At 36.8% G+C, this 25711-nt stretch carries 17 protein-coding genes, 1 tRNA gene and 3 pseudogenes; 15 read left to right on the plus strand and 6 right to left on the minus strand.

The window, feature by feature from the left end:
- Positions 1-42: 42 nt before the first annotated feature.
- From HHL20_RS04695 to carB, 3 genes are all read left to right on the plus strand, one after another.
- Positions 43-933: an aspartate carbamoyltransferase catalytic subunit gene (locus tag HHL20_RS04695; RefSeq protein WP_169230017.1), complete on the plus strand. Its 891-nt coding sequence runs from the start codon at positions 43-45 to the stop codon at positions 931-933.
- 216 nt (positions 934-1149) lie between these two features.
- Positions 1150-2226, plus strand: a complete 1077-nt coding sequence (locus tag HHL20_RS04700) for a carbamoyl phosphate synthase small subunit (RefSeq protein ID WP_169230018.1) — start codon at positions 1150-1152, stop codon at positions 2224-2226.
- A gap of 151 nt (positions 2227-2377) precedes the next feature.
- Positions 2378-5560 (plus strand): carbamoyl-phosphate synthase large subunit, encoded by a 3183-nt coding sequence (gene carB, locus HHL20_RS04705; RefSeq protein WP_169230019.1) that lies wholly within the window; start codon positions 2378-2380, stop codon positions 5558-5560.
- Between the two features lie 92 nt (positions 5561-5652).
- On the opposite strand, the pseudogene HHL20_RS19730 reads toward carB, so the two are convergent.
- Both HHL20_RS19730 and HHL20_RS04710 read right to left on the minus strand, forming a co-directional pair.
- Positions 5653-5916: pseudogene (locus HHL20_RS19730) on the minus strand (type II toxin-antitoxin system RelE/ParE family toxin); the annotation flags it as partial.
- Positions 5906-6136 (minus strand): hypothetical protein, encoded by a 231-nt coding sequence (locus HHL20_RS04710; protein WP_169230020.1) that lies wholly within the window; start codon positions 6134-6136, stop codon positions 5906-5908. The pseudogene HHL20_RS19730 and the gene HHL20_RS04710, both read right to left, overlap by 11 nt.
- 156 nt (positions 6137-6292) lie before the next feature.
- Between HHL20_RS04710 and HHL20_RS04715 the strand changes: the two genes are divergently transcribed.
- The 4 genes and pseudogenes from HHL20_RS04715 (at position 6293) to HHL20_RS04725 (ending at position 8350) form a co-directional block, all read left to right on the plus strand.
- Positions 6293-6898 carry a DUF2911 domain-containing protein gene (locus tag HHL20_RS04715; RefSeq protein ID WP_169230021.1) on the plus strand — a complete coding sequence of 202 codons (606 nt, stop codon included), beginning with the start codon at positions 6293-6295 and terminating at the stop codon, positions 6896-6898.
- Positions 6899-6925: 27 nt separating this feature from the next.
- Positions 6926-7351 (plus strand): annotated as a pseudogene (locus HHL20_RS19465) (GNAT family N-acetyltransferase); the annotation flags it as partial.
- A gap of 93 nt (positions 7352-7444) precedes the next feature.
- Positions 7445-7816, plus strand: a complete 372-nt coding sequence (locus tag HHL20_RS19470; RefSeq protein ID WP_185194808.1) for a cupin domain-containing protein — start codon at positions 7445-7447, stop codon at positions 7814-7816.
- A gap of 153 nt (positions 7817-7969) precedes the next feature.
- Positions 7970-8350 (plus strand): PEGA domain-containing protein, encoded by a 381-nt coding sequence (locus tag HHL20_RS04725; RefSeq protein WP_169230023.1) that lies wholly within the window; start codon positions 7970-7972, stop codon positions 8348-8350.
- Positions 8351-8419: 69 nt separating this feature from the next.
- On the opposite strand, the gene HHL20_RS04730 is transcribed toward HHL20_RS04725, so the two are convergent.
- Genes HHL20_RS04730 through HHL20_RS04740 form a run of 3 tightly spaced genes read right to left on the minus strand, consistent with a single transcriptional unit; the run spans position 8420 to position 10844 of the window.
- Complete coding sequence (locus tag HHL20_RS04730) at positions 8420-9160, minus strand: dienelactone hydrolase family protein (protein WP_169230024.1); 741 nt, start codon at positions 9158-9160, stop codon at positions 8420-8422.
- Between the two features lie 53 nt (positions 9161-9213).
- Complete coding sequence (locus tag HHL20_RS04735; protein ID WP_169230025.1) at positions 9214-10398, minus strand: hypothetical protein; 1185 nt, start codon at positions 10396-10398, stop codon at positions 9214-9216.
- A 17-nt stretch (positions 10399-10415) separates the two neighbouring features.
- Complete coding sequence (locus tag HHL20_RS04740) at positions 10416-10844, minus strand: type I restriction enzyme HsdR N-terminal domain-containing protein (protein ID WP_169230026.1); 429 nt, start codon at positions 10842-10844, stop codon at positions 10416-10418.
- Positions 10845-10851: 7 nt separating this feature from the next.
- Between HHL20_RS04740 and holA the strand changes: the two genes are divergently transcribed.
- The 5 genes and pseudogenes from holA to HHL20_RS19670 form a co-directional block, all read left to right on the plus strand.
- Positions 10852-11889, plus strand: a complete 1038-nt coding sequence (holA, locus tag HHL20_RS04745) for a DNA polymerase III subunit delta (protein ID WP_169230027.1) — start codon at positions 10852-10854, stop codon at positions 11887-11889.
- A gap of 189 nt (positions 11890-12078) precedes the next feature.
- On the plus strand, positions 12079-13020 hold the full coding sequence (trxB, locus tag HHL20_RS04750; RefSeq protein WP_169230028.1) for a thioredoxin-disulfide reductase: 942 nt from the start codon (positions 12079-12081) through the stop codon (positions 13018-13020).
- A 231-nt stretch (positions 13021-13251) separates the two neighbouring features.
- Positions 13252-13339, plus strand: a tRNA-Ser gene (locus HHL20_RS04755).
- A 252-nt stretch (positions 13340-13591) separates the two neighbouring features.
- Entirely contained in the window at positions 13592-14812 is a 1221-nt protein-coding gene (locus HHL20_RS04760) for a site-specific integrase (protein WP_169230029.1), read from the plus strand.
- 129 nt (positions 14813-14941) lie between these two features.
- Positions 14942-15067, plus strand: a pseudogene (locus tag HHL20_RS19670) (GNAT family N-acetyltransferase); the annotation flags it as partial.
- 163 nt (positions 15068-15230) lie between these two features.
- Here HHL20_RS19670 and HHL20_RS04770 read toward each other — a convergent pair.
- Entirely contained in the window at positions 15231-15851 is a 621-nt protein-coding gene (locus HHL20_RS04770; RefSeq protein ID WP_169230031.1) for a DUF6624 domain-containing protein, read from the minus strand.
- A 726-nt stretch (positions 15852-16577) separates the two neighbouring features.
- Between HHL20_RS04770 and HHL20_RS04775 the strand changes: the two genes are divergently transcribed.
- From HHL20_RS04775 to HHL20_RS04785, 3 genes are read left to right on the plus strand one after another with little or no spacing between them, the layout of a single operon-like run.
- A complete protein-coding gene (locus HHL20_RS04775; protein WP_169230032.1) occupies positions 16578-18131 on the plus strand; it encodes a T9SS type A sorting domain-containing protein in 1554 nt (517 codons plus the stop codon).
- Positions 18131-21820 (plus strand): DUF5977 domain-containing protein, encoded by a 3690-nt coding sequence (locus tag HHL20_RS04780; RefSeq protein WP_169230033.1) that lies wholly within the window; start codon positions 18131-18133, stop codon positions 21818-21820. The genes HHL20_RS04775 and HHL20_RS04780 overlap by 1 nt, the downstream gene beginning before the upstream one ends.
- 11 nt (positions 21821-21831) lie before the next feature.
- The gene (locus HHL20_RS04785; protein ID WP_169230034.1) at positions 21832-25431 is read left to right on the plus strand and encodes a DUF6443 domain-containing protein; all 3600 of its coding nucleotides are present in this window, start codon (positions 21832-21834) and stop codon (positions 25429-25431) included.
- The last annotated feature ends 280 nt before the right edge of the window (positions 25432-25711 follow it).

Below are 25711 nucleotides of genomic sequence, written 5' to 3' on the forward strand. Positions count from 1 at the left end.
AAGATGTTTCTTCGCTTTTTTTTTGTGAAAAATTGAAATATTATGTTTACGATTACAGAACTAAGCACCGAGAGAATCAACAGGATAGTAACAGAAGCTTTAGCTTTTGCCAACGGAAAAACGGCTAAAATAGAAGGGGAAGTTTTTTGCTCGAATCTTTTCTTTGAAGACAGTACCAGAACCAAGACAAGCTTTGATATTGCAGAAAGAAAATTAGGCTTGCAGGTAGTTCCTTTCGATGCTTCCAACTCATCCGTAAACAAAGGAGAAAGCCTGTATGATACGGTAAAGACCATTGAGAGCTTAGGTGTCAATCTGGTTGTTATCAGAGATAAAAAAGACAGATATTTTGATGAATTAAAGAATATAAAAATTCCTGTAATCAATGGGGGTGACGGAACAGGTAACCATCCTTCCCAATGTATGCTCGATTTAATGACCATCTACCAGGAATTCGGAAAATTTGAAGGCTTGAAAGTAGGAATCGTAGGCGACGTTAAGCACAGCAGGGTAGCCAATTCCAACGCGGAAGCATTGAGAAGGCTTGGTGCTAAAGTATACTTTTCAGGTCCTGAACAGTGGTTTGACGAAGGAGCGCTGATCAATGGAACCTATTTAAGCGTTGATGAAATGATTCACGATGTAGACGTATTAATGTTATTGAGAATCCAGCACGAAAGGCACGACTCAAAAATGAGTTTCTCCGCTTCAGAATATCACAGAAAGTACGGATTGACAAAAGAAAGAGAAAAAGCCATGAAAAAAGAAGCCATCATCATGCACCCGGCGCCAATCAACAGAGGTGTGGAAATTGACACAGACCTCGTAGAATGTGAACGTTCAAGGATTTTCAGGCAAATGCAGAACGGTGTCTTCGCCAGAATGGCCATTTTAAAAGAAGCTCTGGAAAATCAAGGATATGCTTTTAAATAAGACCAATAAAAAAGAAAAAGTTGGCAAGCCCTGAAAGGGCGACTCAATAATAGCCATGGGTAAAACCCATGAAAAAGAAAAGATAATTAAAGCCCTGAAAGGGCGATCTGTAAATAACATCAAAAATTCCTTTAGAGGAGTGGCGAAATTCAAAATGAATTTTGACGGGTGGTTTAAATAGAATAGAAATAAAATAATAAGAGATAAAAGTTTAAAATGAAGAAAAAATTAATACTGGAGTCCGGTGAAGTGTTTCATGGAGAAGGTTTCGGAGCAGAATTGGAAACTGCAGGTGAAGTAGTTTTCAATACCGGAATGACAGGGTATCAGGAACTGATCTCTGACCCGTCTTATTGCGGTCAGATTGTGTGTATGACCTATCCGCTTATCGGAAACTATGGAATTAATAGAGATGATTACGAAAGTATTGAACCCGCTATCAAAGGTCTTATTGTAAAAGAACTTTGTGATTTGCCTTCAAACTTTCGTACACAGATTACTTTAGATGAATTATTTAAAAAGAAAAACCTTTCAGGAATTTCAGGAATCGATACCAGAAGACTGACAAGAATCCTTCGTAACCACGGAGTCGTGAAAGGAAAAATCGTAAACGCTGATGCTGATGAAAGCACGGTAGTTTCAGAATTAAAATCAACCAGCTTTCCAACCAATCAGGTAGAGCAGGTTTCCACAAAAACACCTTACGCAAATCCGGGAAGAGGTTTAAAAGTAGTATTGGTAGATTTTGGTTCCAAACTGGGAATTATCAGGGAGTTATCTCAAAGAAACTGCGATATCACGGTAGTTTCCCAGGATGTAACCGCAGAAGAAATCTTACTGATGAATCCGGACGGAGTCATGTTATCCAACGGTCCCGGTGATCCTGAAGATAACCAACAGGCTTTAGAAATGATCAGAGGAATTTTAGGAAAGGTTCCGATTTTCGGTATCTGTCTGGGACATCAATTGATTGGTCTGGCTTGCGGCGCAAAAACATTCAAATTAAAATTCGGACACCGAGGAGGGAATCATCCGGTGTTGGATTTAGAAAAAAACAAAGTAGCAATTACTTCCCAGAATCACGGTTACGCCGTAGATCAGGAAAGTTTGAAAAACACAGATTTAATAGAAACACACATCGCTCTGAACGACAGAACAAACGAAGGTTTGAAACATAAAATTCACCCATGTTTCTCCGTTCAGTATCACCCGGAAGCGAGCCCGGGTCCGGAAGATGCGAACTATTTGTTTGATGAATTCATCCAGTTAATGGAAGATTTTAAGAATAAATAAAATATTTAGTTTGTCATTCTGAATGAAGCGAAAGCGGAATGAAGAATCTCAATAATTAAAACAGATTCCTGAGAATGACAATGTGTAAAAATTAAATCTAAATAAACATTGCTAAAAGTCTAACTTCTGGCAACTCAATATAAAAAGAAAAATGGCAAAACGTACAGACATAAAAACAATTTTAGTAATCGGTTCAGGTCCCATCATTATCGGTCAGGCGGCGGAATTCGATTACGCAGGAACGCAGGCTTGCTTATCTTTAAAAGAAGAAGGCTACAAGGTTATTTTGATCAACTCGAATCCTGCAACCATTATGACCGATGTTGAAATTGCAGATAAGGTTTATATTGAACCGATTTCGCTTCAGTTTGTAAGTCATATCATCAGAAAAGAACGTCCCGATGCGCTTTTACCGACGCTTGGCGGACAAACCGGACTGAATATGGCGGTAGAATTGGAAAAGTCAGGAATTTTGGAAGAATGTAAAGTAGAGGTGTTGGGAACTAAACTTTCAGCCATTAACAGAGCGGAAGACAGAGATCTGTTCCGTGAGCTGATGAGAGAACTGAATGAGCCGGTTCCGGAATCTGATATCGTAAACACGGTAGAAGGAGCCTTAAAATTTGCTGATCAGATCGGATACCCGGTAATTGTTCGTCCTGCCTTCACCATGGGTGGAACAGGAGGAGGTATCGCTTCCAACGAGGCAGAATTAAAAGAAATTGCCGAATTAGGATTAAAACACAGCCCTGTAACACAGTGTCTGATCGAAAGATCAATTGCTGGTTTCAAGGAAATAGAATACGAAGTGATGCGTGATGCCAACGACAATGCGATTGTGGTTTGTAACATGGAAAACATCGATCCGGTGGGTGTTCATACGGGAGATTCCATTGTAGTGGCGCCTTCCCAGACGCTTTCAGACAGAGAATATCAGTTGCTGAGAAACGCTTCGTTAAAAATCATCAGAGCATTAGGAATCGAAGGAGGATGTAACGTGCAGTTGGCGTTAGATCCGCATTCATTCAATTATTATATCATCGAGGTAAACCCTAGAGTTTCCCGTTCATCAGCTTTAGCCTCAAAAGCAACCGGTTATCCGATTGCAAAAATCGCGGCAAAAATCGCGGTTGGACTAACGCTTGACGAAATCATGAATCCGGTTACAGGAAAAACATATGCTTGTTTCGAGCCAGCGTTGGATTATGTGGTAACAAAGTTTCCGAGATTCCCTTTTGATAAATTCGAAACAGCAGACAGAAGACTTTCAACACAGATGAAAGCAACAGGTGAAGTAATGGCCATCGGAAGGAATTTCGAGGAGTCTCTACAGAAAGCCATCCGTTCTCTGGAAACAGGAATCAGACATATCGGTTTAAAAACAAAACAGGCTGCAGCACTTACCGCAGAAGAAATTGAAAGAAGAATAAGAGTTTGTGATGATGAGAGATTATTCATCATCGGAGATGCTCTAAGAAGAGGATACGACTGGGAACAGATTGTAGAATGGAGCAAAATTGACAAATTCTTCATTTGGAAAATCAAAAAGCTGATTGACTTCGAAAAAACAATCGCCGAAAATAAATTCAACAAAGAAATTTTATTGGAAGCTAAAAAGCTGGGCTTTGCAGATGTAAATATTTCAGTTCTTTGGGATGTGGCGGAGCGTGAAGTTTTCAATTTCAGAAAAGAAAACGGAGTGATGCCGGTATATAAAATGGTAGACACCTGCGCTGCGGAATTCGAATCTGAAACCCCATATTTCTACGGAACGTACGAAGAAGAAAATGAAAGTGTTGTTTCAGACAAAGAAAAGATCATTGTTCTTGGTTCAGGACCCATCAGAATCGGTCAGGGGGTTGAGTTTGATTACGCAACAGTACACTCTGTTTGGGCAATCAAAGAAATGGGCTACGAAGCGATCATCATCAACAATAATCCTGAAACAGTTTCTACAGACTTCTCCATTTCAGATAAATTATACTTTGAACCTTTAACTGAGGAAGATGTCATGAACATCATTGAGCTTGAAAAACCAAAAGGAGTAGTCGTTCAGTTTGGAGGTCAAACGGCCATCAACTTAGCAGATAAATTAGCATCTCACGGAGTACAGATTTTAGGAACATCTCTGGAAGACTTAGACAGAGCGGAAAACAGAGACAAGTTTGAAAAAGCACTTCAGGAAATGAAGATTCCGCAACCTTTAGGGAAAACTTCCGTTTCAAAAGAAGAAGCAATAAAAATTGCCAACGAAATCGGCTATCCGGTGTTGGTTCGTCCGAGCTACGTTTTGGGAGGTAGAGCAATGGAAATTGTTTACACAGAAACAGAACTGGCACACTACATGGAAAATGCAGTGGAAGCAAGTCCTGAACATCCTGTTTTGGTCGACAAATACATGGTTGGAAAAGAAGTGGAAATCGATGCGATCTGCGATGGAGAAACAGTAATCATTCCGGGAATTATGGAGCACATTGAAAGAGCGGGAGTTCACTCCGGAGACTCGATTGCAGTGTATCCTCCACAGAATATTTCACAAAGCGAAATCGATACTTTGATTGATTACACCAAAAGATTAGCAAAAGGATTAAATGTTATCGGATTAATGAACATCCAGTACGTCCTTTTTGAAGGAAATGTTTATGTAATCGAGGTCAATCCAAGATCATCCAGAACGGTTCCTTTCTTATCTAAAATCACTGAAGTTCCGATGGCGAACCTTGCTACAAAAGCAATTTTAGGCCAGAAATTAAAAGATTTAGGCTACGAAAGCGGACTGGTTCCAAACAAAGAAGGTGTTTTTGTAAAAGTTCCGGTTTTCTCTTTCTCAAAATTAACCAAAGTAGATATCTCTTTAGGCCCTGAAATGAAGTCTACAGGAGAGGTTATGGGTAAAGATACCACCCTTGAAAAGGCGCTTTATAAAGGATTGGTTGCTGCCGGAAGAAAAGTTCCGATGCACGGTTCAATCCTGTTCACGGTAGCAGATAAGCACAAGCAGGAAGCAGCTGATCTTGCGGCGAGATTCCATGAAGTTGGCTTCAGAATCTGGGCAACGGAAGGAACAGCAAAATTCTTCGAAGAAAAAGGAATTCCTTGCAAAATAGGATACAAAATCGGGGAGGAGAGTGTCAACCTGATCGACCTGATCCAGAAAGGAAAAGTTCAGTATGTAGTCAACACCATGACGAAAGGAAAACAGTCGGAAAGAGACGGTTTCCAGATCAGAAGAATGAGTGTAGAAAACGGGGTGCCTTGTTTAACATCAATGGATACGGTAGAAGCCATCCTGAAAGTAATCGAAAGCATGAGCTTCAAAATGGAGACGATGTAGTTTAAGATTATTAATGATTGATATAAATCAAACCTCACAGGTTTTAAAACCTGTGAGGTTTTTTTATGGATATTTTTCCGATTCTGAGATGTGTGAAAAACTCTGGCTATAATAATTGTACGCAGATCTTTATCAATCATGTAAAAGATTAGAAAAGGATATTTTCTCATTGGTTTACAATGAAAACCTTCATGCCAAATTTTAAAAAATGGATTCTTAGAAATAATATTCAATGAAGATTTAAAATCTCTGAAAAAACTATCCGCAATTTTTTTACTTACTTTTGTTTGGTAATAAAGATATGAATGTTCTATATCAATTTTTGCTTCATCGGAAATGATGATCTTAAATGTCATACTTCGATTTCATTTCATTAAGAAAAGTATCAATTTCCGTATGCTGTTCGTATGGTCTTTTCTTTATTTTTCGAAGGCTTTCTTTTTGTTCTTCAGAAAGTGTAAAAGTATTGCTTTCATCTTTGAGAATTGCTTCAATATAGCCTAAAACTTTTTCCAGAACGCTTTCTGGAGCATCTTTTAGTAACTGCTGAATATTTTTTAATGTAACAGATTCCATCTCTTTGTTTTTAACAAATGTATGAAATTTTACTGCAAAAATCACTTGCTAACTATCAAATGCAAATGAAAAAACGACAATCTTTAACAAAATTTTAGCATCCCGAACAAATACTTTTCTGATCCTGATTTTGTATTTTTAAACAAAATTTTAAAAGTGAGAAAATTATTATTTGCCATTTGTATATCAGCTTCGGTTTTCAGTTTTGCTCAGGATTATTCGGTGCCGGCGGCAAGTCCGCGCCAGAAAGTAGAGCAGCAGTTCTCAATGTCTAAAATTACGATCGATTATGGAAGACCCGGCGTAAAAGGACGTAAAATCTTCGGAGAGCTTGTGCCTTACGGACAGGTTTGGAGAGCGGGAGCCAACTCCTCTACAAAAATTACTTTCGGACAGTCGGTAAACTTCGGAGGTAAAATTGTTCAGGCAGGAACTTACGGTTTATTCATCGTTCCTACAGAAAAAGAATGGAAAGTAATCTTAAACAAAGATTTCCAGCAGTGGGGTGCTTATACCTATGATCCTAAACAGGATGTGGTGGATGTTACCGTTCCGGTAAACAAACTTGCCGATAAGCAGGAGTGGTTTGAAATAACGCTGAATCCTACCGATGAAAATGCGGCTAATCTTGTATTAAAATGGGACGATCTACAGGCAGAAGTTCCGGTAAAACCTTCCAAACCGGATGCCGTAAATAAAATTGCCGATAAACTTAGAGAAATTAAGAAAATCGAGGCCGACGCTGCGAAAACAAAAAGTTAATTGCAGTTAGCATCAATAAGATAAGTAATGAAGTTTTCTATTCAACCTATATTAGAAAATGAACAATATCAGTTAATCCCCTTACAGCAAGGGGATTTTGAGTCTTTATATCACGTCGCCTCCGACCCGGAAGTCTGGAGCCAGCATCCGAACAAAGACCGGTATCAGAGAGAAGTCTTCAGTACTTTCTTTGAAGGAGCCATAAAAAGTGGCGGAGCCTTTAAAATCATTGAAAAATCTTCCGGGGAAATGCTGGGAAGCACCCGTTTTTACGATTATAACAAAGAAGATAACAGTATTTTCATTGGGTATACCTTTTACGGAACAAAGTCCTGGGGAAAAGGAATTAACCCTCAAATCAAAAAATTAATGCTCGACTATATCTTTCAGTTTGTCGATACGGTGTATTTTCATGTGGGAAAAGATAATATCCGTTCCAGAACAGCTATGGAAAGATTGGGCGCAGAAAATAAGGGTGAACAGGAAATTGCTTATTTCGGAGAACCTTCAAGAATTAATATTTTATACCAAATTAAAAAGAAAAATATGAAAAAATTTAAAATCCAGCAGACGCCATTCGTAGTTCCGACTACCGATGGAAAACTGATTGAAGAACACTGGGGAAATTCCACAGGAAACCCAGACCTTTCCATTGCGCATATGATTGCGCCACCGGGATGGAGCGAGCCGCACCAGACTCCTGATTTTGATGAATTCACGCTGATTATTTCAGGAAAAAAACAATTCGAGATCGATGGTGAAACAGTAGTTCTGGAAAAAGGTCAGAGCATTAGGATCGAAAAAGGCGCCAGAATCCGCTACAGCAATCCTTTTGAACAGGAGTGCGAATATATTTCAATTTGTCTTCCTGCGTTTTCTATGGAATCGGTACATCGGGAAGATGAAGGAGTAGATTAAATTGCATAATGTATGAATTTAATAACGTAACAGTGTAACAATCAAAATATAATTTATAATGATCCCAAACTGACCTTGATATATAGTTTTCTTTTGACTGACGGAAGATTATTCGTAAGTTCGCGCAAATTTTTACGAGAGATAAAACTAACTATGAAAAACAAACTGTCAGTAGCCCTTTTAGCGGGAATCGCCCTTTCTGCAACTTCATGCGCAAGTATCCTTACAGGAACAAAAGATAGGATCACTTTTAATTCGACTCCGGAAGGTGCCAAAGTATTTCACAAAGGAATTGAAAAATGTACAACTCCATGTACTGCTGAGATTCCTAGATCCTTAAGCAAACAAATGGTAACCTTTGAAAAAGAAGGATTCAATAATAAAGAAATAAAGCTTACCAAAACCTTTAATCCGGTATCATTGGTCAATATCCTTTTAGGGGGCGCTATCGGTGTAGGAATTGATGCTGCTACAGGTTCTCTTACCAAGTATTCCCCAAAAGAATATAATGTAGAGCTTGAGCAGAAAAATTAATTTTAAAACTTAACAGTGTAACAATTAATTATTTAGTTATTGTTACACTGTTATATTTTTACATTTACACTATTTCAGGATTTCTTTCAGGAACATCAGCGTATGGTTCCATGCTCTTTTAGCCATTACAGGATTGTAATCCGGAGATTTTGGATCGGTAAATGTGTGTTTTGAATGTGCATAAGTAATGATCTGCCAGTCCGCATTTCCTTCATTCATTTCCTTGATAAGATTGTTATAATCTTCCGGCGTTACACTTTTGTCATCTGCAGGATTTTCAACCAGTATTTTTGTGGAAATCGGTCCGTTTTTCCTTGTCTGATCTTTTCCAATGCTTCCGTGAATTGAAACTACGCCTACAACGGGAAGACCTCCTCTTGCCGATTCTAAAGCCCCCGTTCCGCCGAAGCAATATCCGATTACAGCTATTTTTTCAGGAACAGCTCCGTTTTTCTTTAATTCGTTTAGCGCCAGCGAAATCCTTTTCTGGTAAGCTTCATAGTTTTTCTTATAATATCCTGCGGTTTTTGCCGCAGCATCATTATCTGCCGGAATGTTTCCCTCACCATAAATATCTGCCACAAAAGCAATATATCCTTGTTTTTCCAAATCAGCAGCGGCATTTTTTGCTTCATCATCAATACCTTTCCATGCCGGTAAGATTAAAACTCCGGGAAGTTTTTTTCCGGCATTTGAGGTGACTAAACCGTTTAGTTTTTGCGAACCGTCTTGGTAAGAAACCGTTTTAAGGTTTTGACTGAAGATTGATGTCGAAGTTAACAGAAGTGTTGATAGTATTAAATGTTTCATGTGGAGTTTATTGGTATTGATTAATTTAATCAAATTTTAGGCTAAAATCATTTCTACTCATTTTTCTTATTTTCTATGCTGATCAACTCATCAATTTTTTCGTTGAAGTTTGATTTTGTGATTCCTGATATTCTTTCCAGAGTTTTAAAATAATTTTCCTGATTTTCAATATTAAATCTGCCGCAATTTAAAAGTTCTAAAACTTTACTGAAACCTTTTTCTTTTTCAACTTTTCTGATAATAATTCCGTTTAGAAGATTTTCTAAATAAAGTGGGGTAGAAGCAAGACTAAAGTTTTCTTTGTTACCATATAGCGACAGCCAATCTGTTTTCTGAGTTGCTGAATAAGTATTTTTAAAATCAATCCATATTTGTTCCCATTTATAAAAAGGATGTCCGTCATTAATATAAGAATATCCTTCCAAAGCGGGTAAATACAAATTTTCTCGTGGATACTTTTTAGTAATTCTTGCTTTAAAGAGGCTGCCGAAAGAGAAACTGTCAATTTTACCGTCCTGTGTGGCTACAATTAAGATACTGTTACTGTTATCAGTGGTAAAGTCAACGCCAAAGAACATATTTTCAGTGTTGGATTCCCCTGTTATGTAGTTAATTCCCAATATTTTATAAGCATTTACAAATCCATCTGTCAAAATTACTTTTGTAGGACGTTTTTTCTCATTTAAATTTAAACTTATCCGGTTGTTTTTTGTAATGAAATCTTTTAATTTTTTTTCGTCGATACTTTTTTCGGAGTAAAATGTATAGTTTTCTAATGTCTTTGATTTCCAGTTGCTTATATTGCCGGGAAATGTTGAGGATAGTAAAAATTCGTCATTAATTTCCTGTAACAATATTTGAATTTTTGCAACTGGCTGTTTTATTTTCCCATCTTCAAAATAGCAGTTCAGATGAATTGTATAACTATTTTTGTCAACCGCTTCAGTTGATATAATTTCATACATCAAAGTAAATTTTGTGGTAAATATTTTACTGTTCTGCTGATTTCTCAGTTCATCTAAAAAGAGCCAGGTTTCTAATTTGTTTTTTGGATTTACAATTTTCAGATTCTCATTCGCAACATTTTTATCTAAAATGAATTGACTTAAATTTTCAATAATTTTTTGTCTTTTTGAAGGATCTTCTACACTATTCAGATTATTATTTACAAAAACTTTTGACTGTGAAAAGGTGAGAATAGAGACTGTTTGTAGTAAGATAATAAGTGCATTTTTCATCTCTAGATAGGTTATATTTAAGTTTTGTAAAAAATGTAATTTCCATTTTCAAATCTAGCATGAATATGCTGTAAACCATTCGTTAAAACAATTTCTTGTGCTCCAACAATCGAGTTATATCTTGCCGTCTGCTCAAATGTTTTTTCGGTCAATTTAATTTGCGGCGCCTTGCATTCAATTAAAATAACAGGTTCTGTTTTTTCTGTGATTAAAAGATCAATTCTTTTCGTTAATCCATTTAAAACGATCTTTTTTTCCGTGATTAAAGCAGAAACAGAGTAGGACTTTACCGTAAGATAATAATGGATCCAGTGTTGGCGCACCCATTCTTCAGGAGTGAGCAAAAGGTAAGTTTTACGAACCAGATCATAAATAAAAAACTTATCTTTGTCTTTCTTGAATTTAAAATCAAAAGTTTCCTGAAAATTCAGTTTTGGAAGTTCCATTTATAAGATGAAAGAATTAGATTTAATCCTCAAAAATATTAAAAATAAAGAAGTTTTACCGATTTATTTTTTCCATGGAGAAGAGCCTTACTTTATAGATCTTGCAGTAAAAGCGCTTGAGCATGACTTTCTGGAGGAAGATGAAAAAGCATTCAACCAGACCGTTGTCTACGGAAAAGATACCTCTTACCAGGAAATTCTTTCCCTGGCGAGACAGTTTCCGATGATGGGTGATAAGCAGGTCATCATTGTAAAAGAAGCGCAGGACTTAAAATTCAATGAAGAAGAAAACAGAATCCTCGAAGCTTACGTAACCAATCCTGTTCCTTCTACCGTGCTGGTTTTTGCGCATAAACATAAAAAGCTGGACAGCCGTAAAAAAGCAACAAAAGCATTAGACAAGGCAAAAGCATTAATCCTTAGTGAATCTGTAAAAGAAAACAATCTTCCGAAATGGATCTCCGATGAATGTACCAGATTAAGTATTAAAACCGCACCCAATATCTCTCATCTCCTTGCAGAATATCTTGGAAACGACCTTTCTAGGATTGCCAATGAACTGAACAAATTAAAAATTATCCTTAAGCCTGGTGAAGCGCTTGACGGAAAAATAGTGGAAGATCATATCGGGATCAGCAAAGAATACAATGTTTTTGAACTGCAGAAGGCTTTAGGTACAAAAAATGCCAATGCAGCGTTTAAAATAGCCCATTTCATGGGGAAGAATCCTAAAAATAATCCTTTCGTGATGATGCTGGCCAGTTTGTACAATTACTTTTCCAACGTGATTATTTACAATACAATGGCCGGACAGCCGCCACAGGTGATTGCCGTACAGATGGGTGTCAATCCTTATTTCATTAAAGATTACGCAGAATCAGCAAGATTATATCCTTTAAAACATGCAACGCGGGTGATTTCTATTTTAAGGGAATTCGATATGAAAGGAAAAGGCCTGGGAGCGGTCAATATGAGCGAAGCAGAACTGATTAAAGAGCTGGTTTACAAAATCATCAATGTCGATAAGATTAAGATGAAATTGTGATTGGTCGATTGTTATTTGTTGTTGGTTGATTGACCTAATTTTACTATCAACTGACAACCAACATCTATTAACTAATATCGAAATTCAACATATTAGATATTGACAAGTATCATTAAAATAACTTTAAATACATATTAAAAATTACGAACTTAGCGGACGTAAATTTTAAAATCTTTTGAAAAGCAAATTATGGAGCAAAACATTTTAGATTGTGTGATCGTTGGATCTGGACCTTCAGGCTTTACAGCAGCAATTTATGCGGCAAGAGCAGATTTGAAACCTGAGCTGTATACAGGGCTGGAGCCGGGCGGACAATTAACCACAACTACGGAGGTTGATAACTTTCCGGGATATCCGGCGGGAATTACAGGTCCTGAAATGATGATGGATTTGCAAAAGCAGGCAGAAAGATTCGACACAAAAGTGCATTATGAAATGATCACAAAAGTTGAATTTTCTAAAGAAGTTGGCGGAGTTCACAAACTATATGCAGGCAATAAAGAAATTTTTGCCAGAACAGTAATTATTTCAACCGGGGCAACAGCAAAATATCTTGGGCTGGAAGATGAAAAAAAGTACGCCGGTGGAGGCGTTTCCGCATGTGCAACCTGCGACGGATTTTTCTATAAAGGAAAAGATGTAGTAGTGGTGGGGGCGGGAGATACCGCAGCGGAAGAAGCTACTTATCTTGCCAAGTTGTGCAAAAAAGTGACCATGCTGGTGAGAAAAGATGTTTTCAGAGCATCCAAAGCAATGATTCACAGAGTACACAGTACACCTAATATAGAAGTGAAATTCCATCATGAGCTGATCGCGATTGAAGGTGAAAATAATCTTGTGGAAAGAGCAGTAGTAATCAATAATCAGACTCAGGAAACTTCCAAAATTGATGTTGACGGGATTTTCATCGCAATCGGTCACAAACCCAATACAGACATTTTCGTAGGACAGATTGATCTTGATGAAAACGGATATATTGTAACCGAAAGAGGATCGGCAAGAACCAATCTTCCGGGTGTTTTTGCAGCAGGTGATGTTCAGGATCATATCTACAGACAGGCCATTACAGCAGCAGGAAGCGGATGTATGGCGGCTATGGATGCCGAAAAATATTTGGCAGAATTACATTAACATATTTTATTTAAATAAACCTAAACGCACTTTTTTAAGTGCGTTTTTTATTCATAGCATTGAAAAGCTTATGATAAAAATAGATGTTGCATTGAGATGCGTTAAAAATAATTTATCTGATTTCTAGTAGATTATTACGTTCTGTTAAAATTTCTGAAGAAAATATTTTGGCAGTACACAAAAACATTCTATATTTGCACCACTGAAAACGAAGATACAATCGGAGTTTAGGGAGAGTTGGCAGAGTGGTCGATTGCGGCAGTCTTGAAAACTGTTGACTGTAACAGGTCCGGGGGTTCGAATCCCTCACTCTCCGCCAGGTTAGAAACCAAAATAAGCCAAAACGCTGTAAACATCAATGTTTACAGCGTTTTTTGTTTTAACGCAGTATCAAAAAAAAACAAAATAGGTCACGATTTATATGTCCTATTTAGTGTCCCATTCAAAAAATCACAAAAAATGGGTCACGGAAAATCAGGGAAAGCCCGACCAATAGGCAGTTTAACGATTGTACATCTTGCAAAAAGTGGTAACAAAAAGTAAATTATTAATCATTTAAAGTTATCACACAATGAACAAAACATTCAACCTGTTATTCTTCATCAAAAAGAATAAGATCAGAACAAACGGAACCGCTCCCATCTACTTACGAATTACGATAGACGGCAAGGCAGCAGACATTGCGGCTAAAAGGTATATAGACCCAAAGAAATGGGATGTTAAAGCGCACAAGGCATTAGGTAATTCGCAAGAAGCTAAAACACTGAATCTCTATCTAAAAACTTTGGAACAGAAAGTATACGATTTCCACTACCTGATGCTGAAAGAAGAAAACTTTGTAACGGCAGAGAGTTTAAAATCTAAACTGCTTGGAACTGATATTGAGCAAAGAATGCTTATTCCGATATTCCAGGAGCATAATGACAAAGTGGAAGCCTTGGTCGGTCAGGATTTTGCTCCCGGAACATTGGAACGTTACAAAACTTCTTTAAAGCATACGCAAGAATTCATTAATTGGAAATACAAAGTTTCTGATATTGATATCACGCAAATCGATCACGGTTTTGTCTGTGATTATGATTTCTGGCTGCGCAGTGTCCGTAAATGTGGAAACAATACCGCTGTGAAGTATCTCAAGAATTTCAAAAAGATCATCCGTTTGTGCATGGCGCATGGATGGATCACGAAAGATCCTTTTCTGGGTTACAAAGCAAAGATCAAAGCTGTAGAACGTCCTTACCTTACCAAAGAAGAAATCCAGATGATCTATGAAAAGAAATTTGCATCAGATCGATTGAACCAGGTTCGCGATATCTTTCTTTTCAGCTGTTATACAGGTCTGGCCTATGTGGATGTCAAGCAATTGTCTAAGTCTAATATCAATGTCGGGATTGATGGTGACCAATGGATTTTTACCCATCGTCAAAAGACCGATACCTCAACCAGGGTTCCACTATTGCCTTTAGCTCAGGAAATGGTTTTAAAGTATGAGAATCATCCGCAATGTGTGAATTCAAATGTCCTTTTTCCTGTTCTCAGTAATCAGAACATGAATGCGTATCTCAAAGAAATTGCGAGCGTTTGTGGTATCAATAAAGATTTGACGTTCCATATCGCAAGGCATACATTTGCGACTACTGTTACGTTGTCGAATGGTGTTCCCATTGAAAGTGTAAGTAAAATGCTTGGGCATACGAATATCAAAACAACACAGCACTATGCTAAGATTTTGGATAAGAAAGTAGGTGATGACATGTTCGCATTGAAAATGAAGCTTGAAGGCCAGAAGTGATTTGCAAAATTATATCAAACTTTACTATGAATTCAATTGTCTAAAATGAAGAGAACCAGATTGTAGGTTTTACTGCTGTTGTTGAAGATACTCTGGAAATGCTTTTATTCACAATGATTTCGGGAAAAAGGTTACGGAAAAATATTGTGCAAATTTATGAAAGAGATGACTGGATTTACCAAAGTAGATGTCAATGCACAAAACCCATTGGCACATCGGTTCTATGAAAATATGGGTTTCAGAAAAATTTCGTGATCAGCAAAAGATAATTCAACAAAAAATTACCCGATTATCCACATCAGTCTATAAGATTAAGAAAAATATTACACAGGGATTCTGTTCCTGTACCAATACCGGAGAATGCCGAATGATTTGGTAGAAGATTTAGAAAAATTTTATACAATTTCTCAATTAGCAATTACAAACATTTGCTTTCAACGGTGTTTTTAAATCCAGATATTGAACAAGAATTGATTATTTTGAGAATCATTACCGCAGGAGCAGTACCACTGATTACCACAGCAAGAGCAATCATATATCGTTCGGACAAGAAACTTGCGGACCACTTATGACTGAAACAAGACATCGGGAGGAAATATTCCAATCGTAAAGCCTTCAACTCTTCCAGATTTACTACAGGGTAGATGCTGTCATCTGCGTTGAGCTGTGTTCCAAATAGCTGAGGTTTCCGCTGAAAATACTGAATCCTATCCAAGAGATAAGCCCAATGCTTTTTATTTACGTCCTCCATATTGTCAATCATCAATTCAAAAAATGATTTCATAAATGCGGGCTCTGCAATCGCATGCTGGGCAACCAGCCATGCCGCCTCAATGGCCTCACTGCCTACTTTTGATATGCCCGGGAATCCTATATCACAGATAATTTTTCTCAACGTTTCTGCGTTTTCCCGGTGTATCTTTTCCGTTTCGGGATGATAGTCACCGATCAGCTGTTTTTCCCTGAACAGTCTTTCTCTGACCGAAAGGTCTTTTTCTACCAGCCTGATTAACTGCGCAGCATACTCCAGTTGCACCATAATACATTATCTTTCAGTCAAAATTATAAAAATTTCATCCGTACTATGAAAAAGTAGTGATTTTATGTCATTACTCAATTTATCTTAATAAGTTGATCAACTGTTCAAATCTATTAACATCAAAAATCACCGCTATGAATTGAAAGAACAGAATTTATGGTCTGGATGGAACGGATCATGAATGATTAGATCTCCTGAAAGAACAGGTCGTAAACAGCCAATCCCGATTATCGAAGTAGATGGTGAGCAACTCCTCAACTCCTCAATAACCAGAATGTGCCTCCAAAAATAAGCTCAGGATTTTGCAACGCCAATGTAGCGGTCAACCTTATCTCTCTGAAAGGACGGTTCTTCTGACGGATGAAAAATCCCAGGACAATTATTATTATCTCCGAGATGAAAATATGTTTAAGTTTTCATTTGAGTTTACAGACGTTTTGGCTGGTAATACTAAGTAAAATACATTTTATAAGTTAAAAGCGATATCATTAATTAAATTACGTATCTTGAAAAGTACAGCATAGTCTTCTTTCATTCTACTATCTCACGACAAGCTTTGTTGTATATAATCTATAGTTTTGTTAAAATAATTTGCATAACGTTCAAATATATCATTATGATATTACTCATGTAAAATTGATAATTATATCTTTTAAGGGAGAAATAAAAAGAATACTTTTGCAACGGTTTAAAAATTAATAATCAACACTCGAATAAACATTAAGAATGAATAAATTCTACTCAGGAGCATTACTCTTATGCTCTGTCTTGCGCATTTCCGCTCAGGAAGTAGTCTGGCAGAAAGACATCAAATCGTCCACCCAGGATTTTCTTTCCCAGATCACAACCACCATCGACGGGCAGTATCTGATTTCAGGCAGCTCCATTCAGTCAGATAAATTATCTGCTGATAGCAGACAAAACAATGGTTATGATTTCCATTTAATCAAACTCAACCAGCAAGGTGAAGAAGTCTGGGAAAAGTATTTCTCGGGACGAGGCCATGATTTTCTATCGGCAACACTCGCCACTCAGGAAGGTGGCTTTCTTGCAGCAGGAACCTCTTATTCGGGGGAAGAGCTGGATAAAAAGGACGATTCTAAAGGAGGTTCTGACATCTGGCTGATCAGGATCAATGAATTTGGAGATGAACTGTGGCAGAAAACCGTAGGCGGTACTTCGGATGAAGAAGCTAGAGCGGTAATTCAAACCACCGACTTAGGTTTTTTTGTTGCAGGAAATACTCAGGATTCAGAAAAAGGGTACGGATCTAAAGACGTCCTCATTATCAGAATGGACAAAAACGGAAAAGAGTTATCACAACTGGTTTTGGGCGGGAAAGACCTGGATGAAGTTGAGAAAATGATTCCAACGAAAGATGGCGGAGCCTTGCTAGGTATTTACTCAAGAAGTAATGCAGGAGGATCAAAGAAGAGTCAAAGCTTTGGAGAAGGTGATTATTGGATTATCAAACTTTCCAAAGAAGGCAAGGTAGAATGGGAAAAGAACTTCGGAGGAAAAGGAGATGATCATTTAAGAACATTGGCTTTAACTTCTACAGGATACTTAATCGGTGGAGAATCAAGATCAGAACGGTCCGGAAATAAAACGGTTGGTATCGAAGAAGGAACCGACTTATGGTTGATCTCCCTTGATGAAAGAGGTGAAGAAATCTGGCAGAAATCCTACAACTTTAAAAACCGTGACGTCTTAATGGGCATGAATGCCGTTTACAATCGATCAACCGATAACAATCAGTCATCAACTAAAGGTATTTTATTGGGAGGTTACACCCAAGCGGAAGGAAGAATAGAAAATGAGGATGAGACTTTCTGGATACTGTACCTGGACCAGAATGGGAATGAGCAGTGGAGGAAGCATGTGAAAGGTGAATCAAGGAAGAGGGAAGAAAGACTTTCGGATATTAAACTGAACCGGGATGGCTCGATTGTTTTAGCAGGAACCAGCGCAGAGGAGTTGGGTAAAGAGAACTGGAAAATTGTAAAGCTGGGAGACAAGCAGATTGATCAGCTGATCGAAAAGCAGGATATTAAGATTTACCCGAACCCTGTATCAGATTACGCATATGTGGAGATCGGATTTGATTTCAAGGATGCGGATATTGTTTTATATGATATGGGTGGGAGACAGCTTCAGAGTTTGAATACAAAAAATAAAGTCACTAAAATTAATACGCAGGCTCTGGTTCAGGGAGCGTATCTGGTGAATATAAAAACTAATGATAATAAATCTGCAAGTGCAAAGCTTATAAAGAAATAATGAAGAAAGAATATCTTAAATTAGGACTGCTGGCCATCGTATTAAATTTTGCATACGCAAAATCACAAACCAGCCCTTTTACAAATAGTGCCTTGGAAATGAGCAATATTCATGAAAATGAGGGACGTGCCAGTATTAGTGTACCTATTGAAAAGCTAGGAATAAAAGATTATACTCTAGATATTAATGCTTATTACGATTCAAAGGGGGTTAAAGTTAATTTTGAAAGCGGTGAGATTGGACAAAACTGGGACTTAAGTTATAAGGGTATTATTACTCGCGAAATTTACGATCAGGCAGACGAAAAGAAGATAAAAGTTTACAGAACCGTCAAGTATGGTTTTTTTGATAGTGGAGCTGCTTATCCATTATGTTATGATTACTTAAGAAAAGATCAGGTCGGACTTTTATACAATTTACCTTTGGTAAAATCTAATGTTGAAAAATTTTTTAATACACCAAATCCGGCTCCTGGCTATACAGGCTCTATATCACCTAAATTTTATTATAATGATTATTCTAAATTAACAGTTACTGATAAGCAGAGTGATTTATTTACAGCTGTTATTCCTGGTAAAGAGCCTTTTAATTTTTATTTTGATCTGGATGGAAATATTAAATTAATTTCTAATGAAAATTATAAAATTGAGTATGAAGTAGATAATTACTCATTTTTTAAAAAATTTATATTAATTGATGAGCAAAATGTGCGTTTCACTTTTGATAGTTTTGAAACAGTAAAACAAGATTCCGAAAATATCATAAATGGTAATCTTTCTGTCCAGAACTATCCTCTAAAAGGGTTGACATCCTTTAATCCTAATTTCGGCAATCTTCCGAATTGTGATCCAAATGATTCAGCTGCTCAATATTATTATGATAGAGTACCCGTATCATGGTATTTGTCAAAAATAGAAAACAAATATGGCGAAAAAATAGTCTATAACTATGAACCGAAAAAAATCCTTTCGCTACAAATAAATACATATGATCAGGAGTATTATTCTGATGTCTATGGCTATTCTGCTCATATCAATGAAACTCCGGTGGTCACAAGTATAAGTAATGAGACATCATCTCTTAAATTTAATTACGCAGAAGTGAGGAAGGATTTACTTAATTTTGATAATCCTAATTTTACAAATGTTCCCAGGTTAAGTTCTATATCATCTTTTTATGGTAATGTTAAAAAAGGAACTGTTGCCTTTGATAGTAATTATATTTTATCAAATGACAGTAATGGTCTGGCTTTATCAGATTCCCAGCTTGCAATTTATAGGAGACTTTTTTTAAGAGGCATTTTATTCCTGAATGTGGCAGAAGATAAGGTAAAAGATAAATATGATTTCGAATATAATGCTCCGCAGACATTACCTCACAGACAATCATTTAAAATCGATATTTGGGGATATTACAGGAACAATCCTACTACGGGTGTAACAGCACCTACGACACGTCCTCGAATCTACTATTATTATGATAGCGGATTAAATAACGTAGATCATAATTATGTATCGTTTTATAAAAGAAATACCTATACAGGAAATGAGATTGCAACAACTAGTGATGATAAAACACCTGTTATTGGTGATCTCTCTATAGGTCTTATTAACAAGATAAAACATCAGGGAGGTTATACCGCGTATCAATATGATTCGAATTATTTTACTTACTATGGAATAAAGAGAGAAGGGCCAGGAGCAAGAGTAAAAACAGTAGAAATAAATGACGGAAATACAAGCTCCTTTACAGATTATTCATACGGAGAAAACGCAGACGGTATTGGATATATAGATTCCTTGCCCGTATTTGCCACAATTATGAAAGGCTGGAATGGCTTGGGAGGATATGATAGAAATAATATTACCAAATCTGCTAACCATTTTGCTGAAGGTACAATATTATATAAGGTTATCAGAAGTTCTAAAAGAAGTAGTAACAATGCTAACGGATATATAATTAACAGATATTCATTATTTGACACTGTTAATAACAGTACTATTAATATCGGCGATTTTGTCTATAATTCAAATAAAACCGATTCATATTCACTAAGATGTATGGCTGGGAATTGTGACCATCTGGATGCAACATATGAGCTGGATGTCACGTCAACACCTTTTTTACTTCCTGAAGCCGATATGAGCAGGGTAAATGGTAAATTAATAAAACAGGAAATTTTTGACAACAATAATAATATTGTAGAATCAACTGAATATACGTATCAGCTTAAGTGGAATCAGTTAAACAGGATTAGTATGGGAGGTTACCGTCATGTGGCTAATTCTTCTTCATTAGATATAGGAGTATTTGGTGGCGTACAAAAATATTACTCATTCAATTATGATCCCAAGGTAATTGTCACAAAATCATTTTTTAATAATGGATCAGTACAAAAAACAAAGACATTCACTTATAATAATGAAAGAAAAGTTTCTGAGATAAAGGAACAGATAGCCACTAATATTACCAAAACTGAATTTAAGTATGCATATGAGTCTACCACAACAATAGGGAATGCGTTGCGGGCTCAAAATAGGTTAAATGAAGTCGCTGAATCCACTTTAACAACTGATGGAGGTGGTATTGTAAAGAGTAGGACTCAATATAATCAGTTTACATTTCCAACTTCGTCTGCCGCAAATCAGAATGTCATTTTGGGCGTTAAACAAGAAACCAGCCTTGATGGAAATAATTATTATGGTGCTGAGGAAGTCACTAAGATTGGTGTTAATGGAAATGTGATTGAAAAAAAGCATAATGGAAGCGTATACGAAACAATAATTTGGGGCTATAAGCAAAGCTTACCTATAGCAAAAATTTATGGTGCCTCTTATCAGCAGGTGATGCAGTCATTTAATCTAGATCCCAATAATGTTAATTCCTATTTAGATTTAGATATTGTCAAAAAATCTGATCTTGATATTGATGGTTTGTCTGAAGCAACCTTTGTCAATGCTTTAGAAACTTTCAAAAATAAAACTGAATTAAAAGATTTTCAAGTTACTACATTTACTTATGACCCCCTTATCGGAATTAAGAACAGTATCCAGCCGTCCGGTACAAAAGAATTGAATGTATATGACACGAACAATCGTTTAGAAAAAGTGCTGGATAAAGATAATAACATTATTAAGGAATATAATTATAATCTTAATAATACAATAACAAAATATTTTAACGAAGCCAGAGGTCAGTATTTTTATAGAAATAGTTCCACATGTACAGCACCAACCTCTGTTGGTGGTCAGTACTACTATTATGTACCTGCAGGGAAGCATTATTCATATATCAATCAGGCTGATGCTGATCAAAAAGCCCAAAATGATATCAATGTGAATGGTCAAACAGTTGCTAATACGAGTGGACCATGCGGATTTGTATCTTGTGATTTTACCCCAAATTATTATGCAAATGTAAACTATAGCTCTATACAGCAAACAGCACTTAACCATATTTCAATGATTCTTACTTATAGTGCAAACCCGCCATCCGGAATGTCATATACTGGTGGAGGTGTTTCAGTTGGATATATCGGAGCAGCATGCAGGCCTTCAACTATAAAGTATATCAATAGTGGAAATTGGAAAGTAACCATTACTCCAGATGGCTATGTCATTGTAAGCGCAAACAGTGGAGCTCCTCAACCAACATCTACGGTTGGATTTTCAGTAGAATATGATAAATAACTAAATCAATCATGAAAAAAATACTACTACCGATAGGATCAATATTATTATCGGGACTAACATATGGACAAACATCACCTAGCGATAATCAAAACTATATACAGATAAGATCATATCTGGAACCGGTTAATTCTACTACTACGGGTGCAAAACAATTTAATACCGTTAAATATTATGATGGTTTAGGAAGACCTAAACAAACGGTTGGTGTAAAAGCCTCACCCAAAGGGAGAGATGTTGTTAACTATATTGAATATGATGGATTTGGCAGACAGGCATTGGAATATTTACCGGTTCCTCAAGCTGCAACTCAAAATGGCGCAATTTATACCTCTCCTTTAAGTAATGCAACTCAAAATGATCTTTACGGAAACGAGAAAATTTATGCTGAAAAGCAATTCGACAGCTCTCCGCTAAGCAAAATTTCTCAACAAAAAAATGTTGGAACAGCGTGGAACGATAAACCCATTATATTGAATTATGATACAAATACAGATGGTGAGGTAAAAAAATATTCAGCTTCTTTTAACTATGGGAGTTTTGTATCTGAAGTTAATTTTTCTGGAATTTTCGGAACAGGGCAATTATATAAAAATATTGTTACTGATGAAGATGGTAGCAAAACCATTGAGTTTAAGAACGCTAAAGGTCAGATTGTACTTGTAAGAAAGATGATTACTTTATCTGAGAGCGCAGATACCTATTACGTTTACAATCAATTTGATCAGCTAGCTTATGTGATCTCCCCTAAAGCAGTTGATGAAATTAAAAATTTAACGGGAGGAACATTACTTCCTAATACTGTGTTGGATAGCCTGTGCTTTCAATATAAATATGATAACAGAAATAGGCTGGTCGAGAAGAAAGTTCCGGGTAAAGGCTGGGAATATATGGTGTATGATAATCAGAATCGTTTAGTTTTGACCCGTGATGCCGTGTTGGAGGGGCAAGGCAAATGGCTCTTTACAAAATACGATCAATTTTCAAGACCTATTTATACAGGTATTTTAGACAGCCCACCGGGCAGAGCCCAACAGGCGGTTGTAGTAGAGGGATTTGGTTCCAATAATGAAATAAGGACAGCATCAAGTTTCAACAATACAGGGATCGATGTTTTTTATACAACCAATTCGTCGTATCCTCAGTACAACTACACTGTATTATCTGTCAATTATTACGATACCTACCCCTCATACAGCTTTAACCCTCCTTTTCCTTCCAATATTCTTGGAGATGCAACACTTACGGATACTCCCTCCGCAGATGGATTAAGTACCAAAAGCTTATCGGTAATGAGCTTGGTTAAAAATATAGAAGATGATAACTGGACAAAAGAGTATACTTATTATGATAAAAAAACAAGAGTTATCGGGAAATATATTATTAATCACTTAGGAGGACGTACAAAGGTAGACTCCAAGTTGGATTTTGCAGGTATGACTTATCAGAAGATTACTACTCATAAAAGACTTGATTCTGATACTGATAGGGTGATTACAGAAAATTTCACTTATGACCACCAAAATAGATTGCTCACTCATACCCATCAGGTAGATAGCAGCCCTGTGGAATATTTAGCCAGGAATACCTACAACGAACTTGGTCAGCTTTCCGGAAAAAAGGTCGGGGGGGCTTCTCCTCTGACGCCTCTGCAAGACATCAGTTATAACTATAATATACGGGGATGGATGACCAAGATCAATGATCCTGTAAATCTTAACGGTAAGCTGTTTGGATATGAGATAAAATATAATAATCCGGAAAGTGCGAATATTGCTCCCGGCAGATTCAACGGGAATATTGCGGAGATCGACTGGAATAATGGTTCTGAAAATCTTTTAAAAAGATATGATTATACCTACGATAAGCTCAACAGACTGACAAATGCATTTTATAAAGAACCAAGTACCGGACTCAGCGGTAATTTTGATGAGTATTTAACGTATGATTTGAACGGTAATATCTCAAATCTTAAACGTACGGCAACTCCTGTATCATTGCTTACAAGCACATTGGTAGATAATCTGGACTATCAATACACAGGAAACCGGTTAACTAAAATTATCGAAAATCAGCTAAACAGTACCGGTTACGAAGGTGGTAATAACATCATTGACTACAATCTTAACGGAAGTATGATCAATATGAAGGATAAGGGAATTAACAGCATTGCTTATAATTATTTGAACCTGCCTAATTCTTATGGAATTACTCAGGCTAATCCTTTTGGAACTTTTACCAGCTTTAGCTTAAACTATTTATACAGGGCAGACGGTACTAAAGTTCGTAAAACCTATTACAGTGGCGGGGGCAGAGGAAATCCTACGATTACGAACAATATTACGGATTATCTGGACGGTTTCCAGTATAGCTATTCAGAGGTTACCCAATGCCTTTGGTGCCGCACGAGTGTTGCCTATGAAAAAGAGGCTTTTAAAGACCCGGTTATTCCCACGCTACCTGGAACCCTAACACCTGTGTGGATCCTTGATTTTGTGCCGACCGCTGAAGGGTTTTACAGTTTCAGAGAAAACCGGTATATTTACCAGTACAGAGATCATCTGGGGAATGTGCGGATAAGCTATCAGAAAGATAGTAATGGTGAACTGAAGATAACCGATACGAATAATTATTATGCTTTCGGATCAAATCACATTGGAGGGTTAAAGAGTTCGTTGGGAGGATATCAGAGTTATAAGTATAATGGTAAAGAGATACAAGAATCGGGAATGTACGACTATGGAGCAAGATTTTATATGCCAGATATCGGAAGGTGGGGAGTAGTGGATCCGCTGGCGGAAAAATCAGGTGATTGGAGTCCTTACAGATATGCATTTAATAATCCGACGAAATATATAGATGCAGATGGCTTATATGAAACCGATGGACATTTTTGGACCGTTTATTTGATGGCAACAATCTTGGGAAGAAGAGATGCTTACACATTAGCTTACTTCACTGAAGCTCCTGATAATATTATGAGCAGAAGCGGAGAAGTACTGTCTTCTCCAAGTACATGGATGGATCCGGTACTCCAAAGAAGTATGCACGCTCTCAATGGCGGACGATCCGTAGATGCTCGAAATACCGGAAGGAGTATGCTGACCAATGCCAATACATACGAAGAAATAGGAACTGCATTACATTATTTTGGTGATAGTTATGCCCATTCCCGGCTTTCAGATGGTAATCATATGTATGCTAATGGAATAGGTCATTTAGGTGACTGGCATGAGCCAGATAAAATTGCTAAAAGGCCAGATTTATACTTGGAGTACGTCAACACTTTGTCGGATGCGTTACAAACAAAGCTAGGTGGAGGAAAAATAGATATGTTTACTTTTGAATATGTTGCAGGTCATGGCGGCAGTACTGAAGAAAATAGTGCCGTCTTTGAAACAGAAGTAAGATTACGGGAAGGCGTTAAAACATTTACAGTTGCTGGCAATCAAGTCGATACAATCAATAATTACATGTATAATAGGAATATGCATTACAAACAATTTGAAAATAAAACTACTGTAACCTACACGAATGTTGATGTTTATCAGCAAAATAAGGCAGGTGAATGGATTAAAACTACTGAAAAAAGAACTGTTGTAAAATTTTAAAATAAATGAAAAAGATAATATTATTTAACTTAATATACCATACTCTTTTATTTATAATACCTCTGATTATTTTGTTAATTGCTGAGGGTTACGGATCAGAAATCTTTGCGTATGCGTTGTATTTTAGTTTAATATATTTCATAATTGGATTTATATCCGATTGCCTGGTCTTAGGTATACTTCAACATTTTAATGTCAAGAGATTTAAATGGTCTTTATTTGCCGTATGCTCTGCCATTATTTTTATTCTTACATATTATGTTTTGATATAAAATGCGGT

Source organism: Chryseobacterium cheonjiense (assembly GCF_012927265.1).
GTDB lineage: Bacteria > Bacteroidota > Bacteroidia > Flavobacteriales > Weeksellaceae > Chryseobacterium > Chryseobacterium cheonjiense.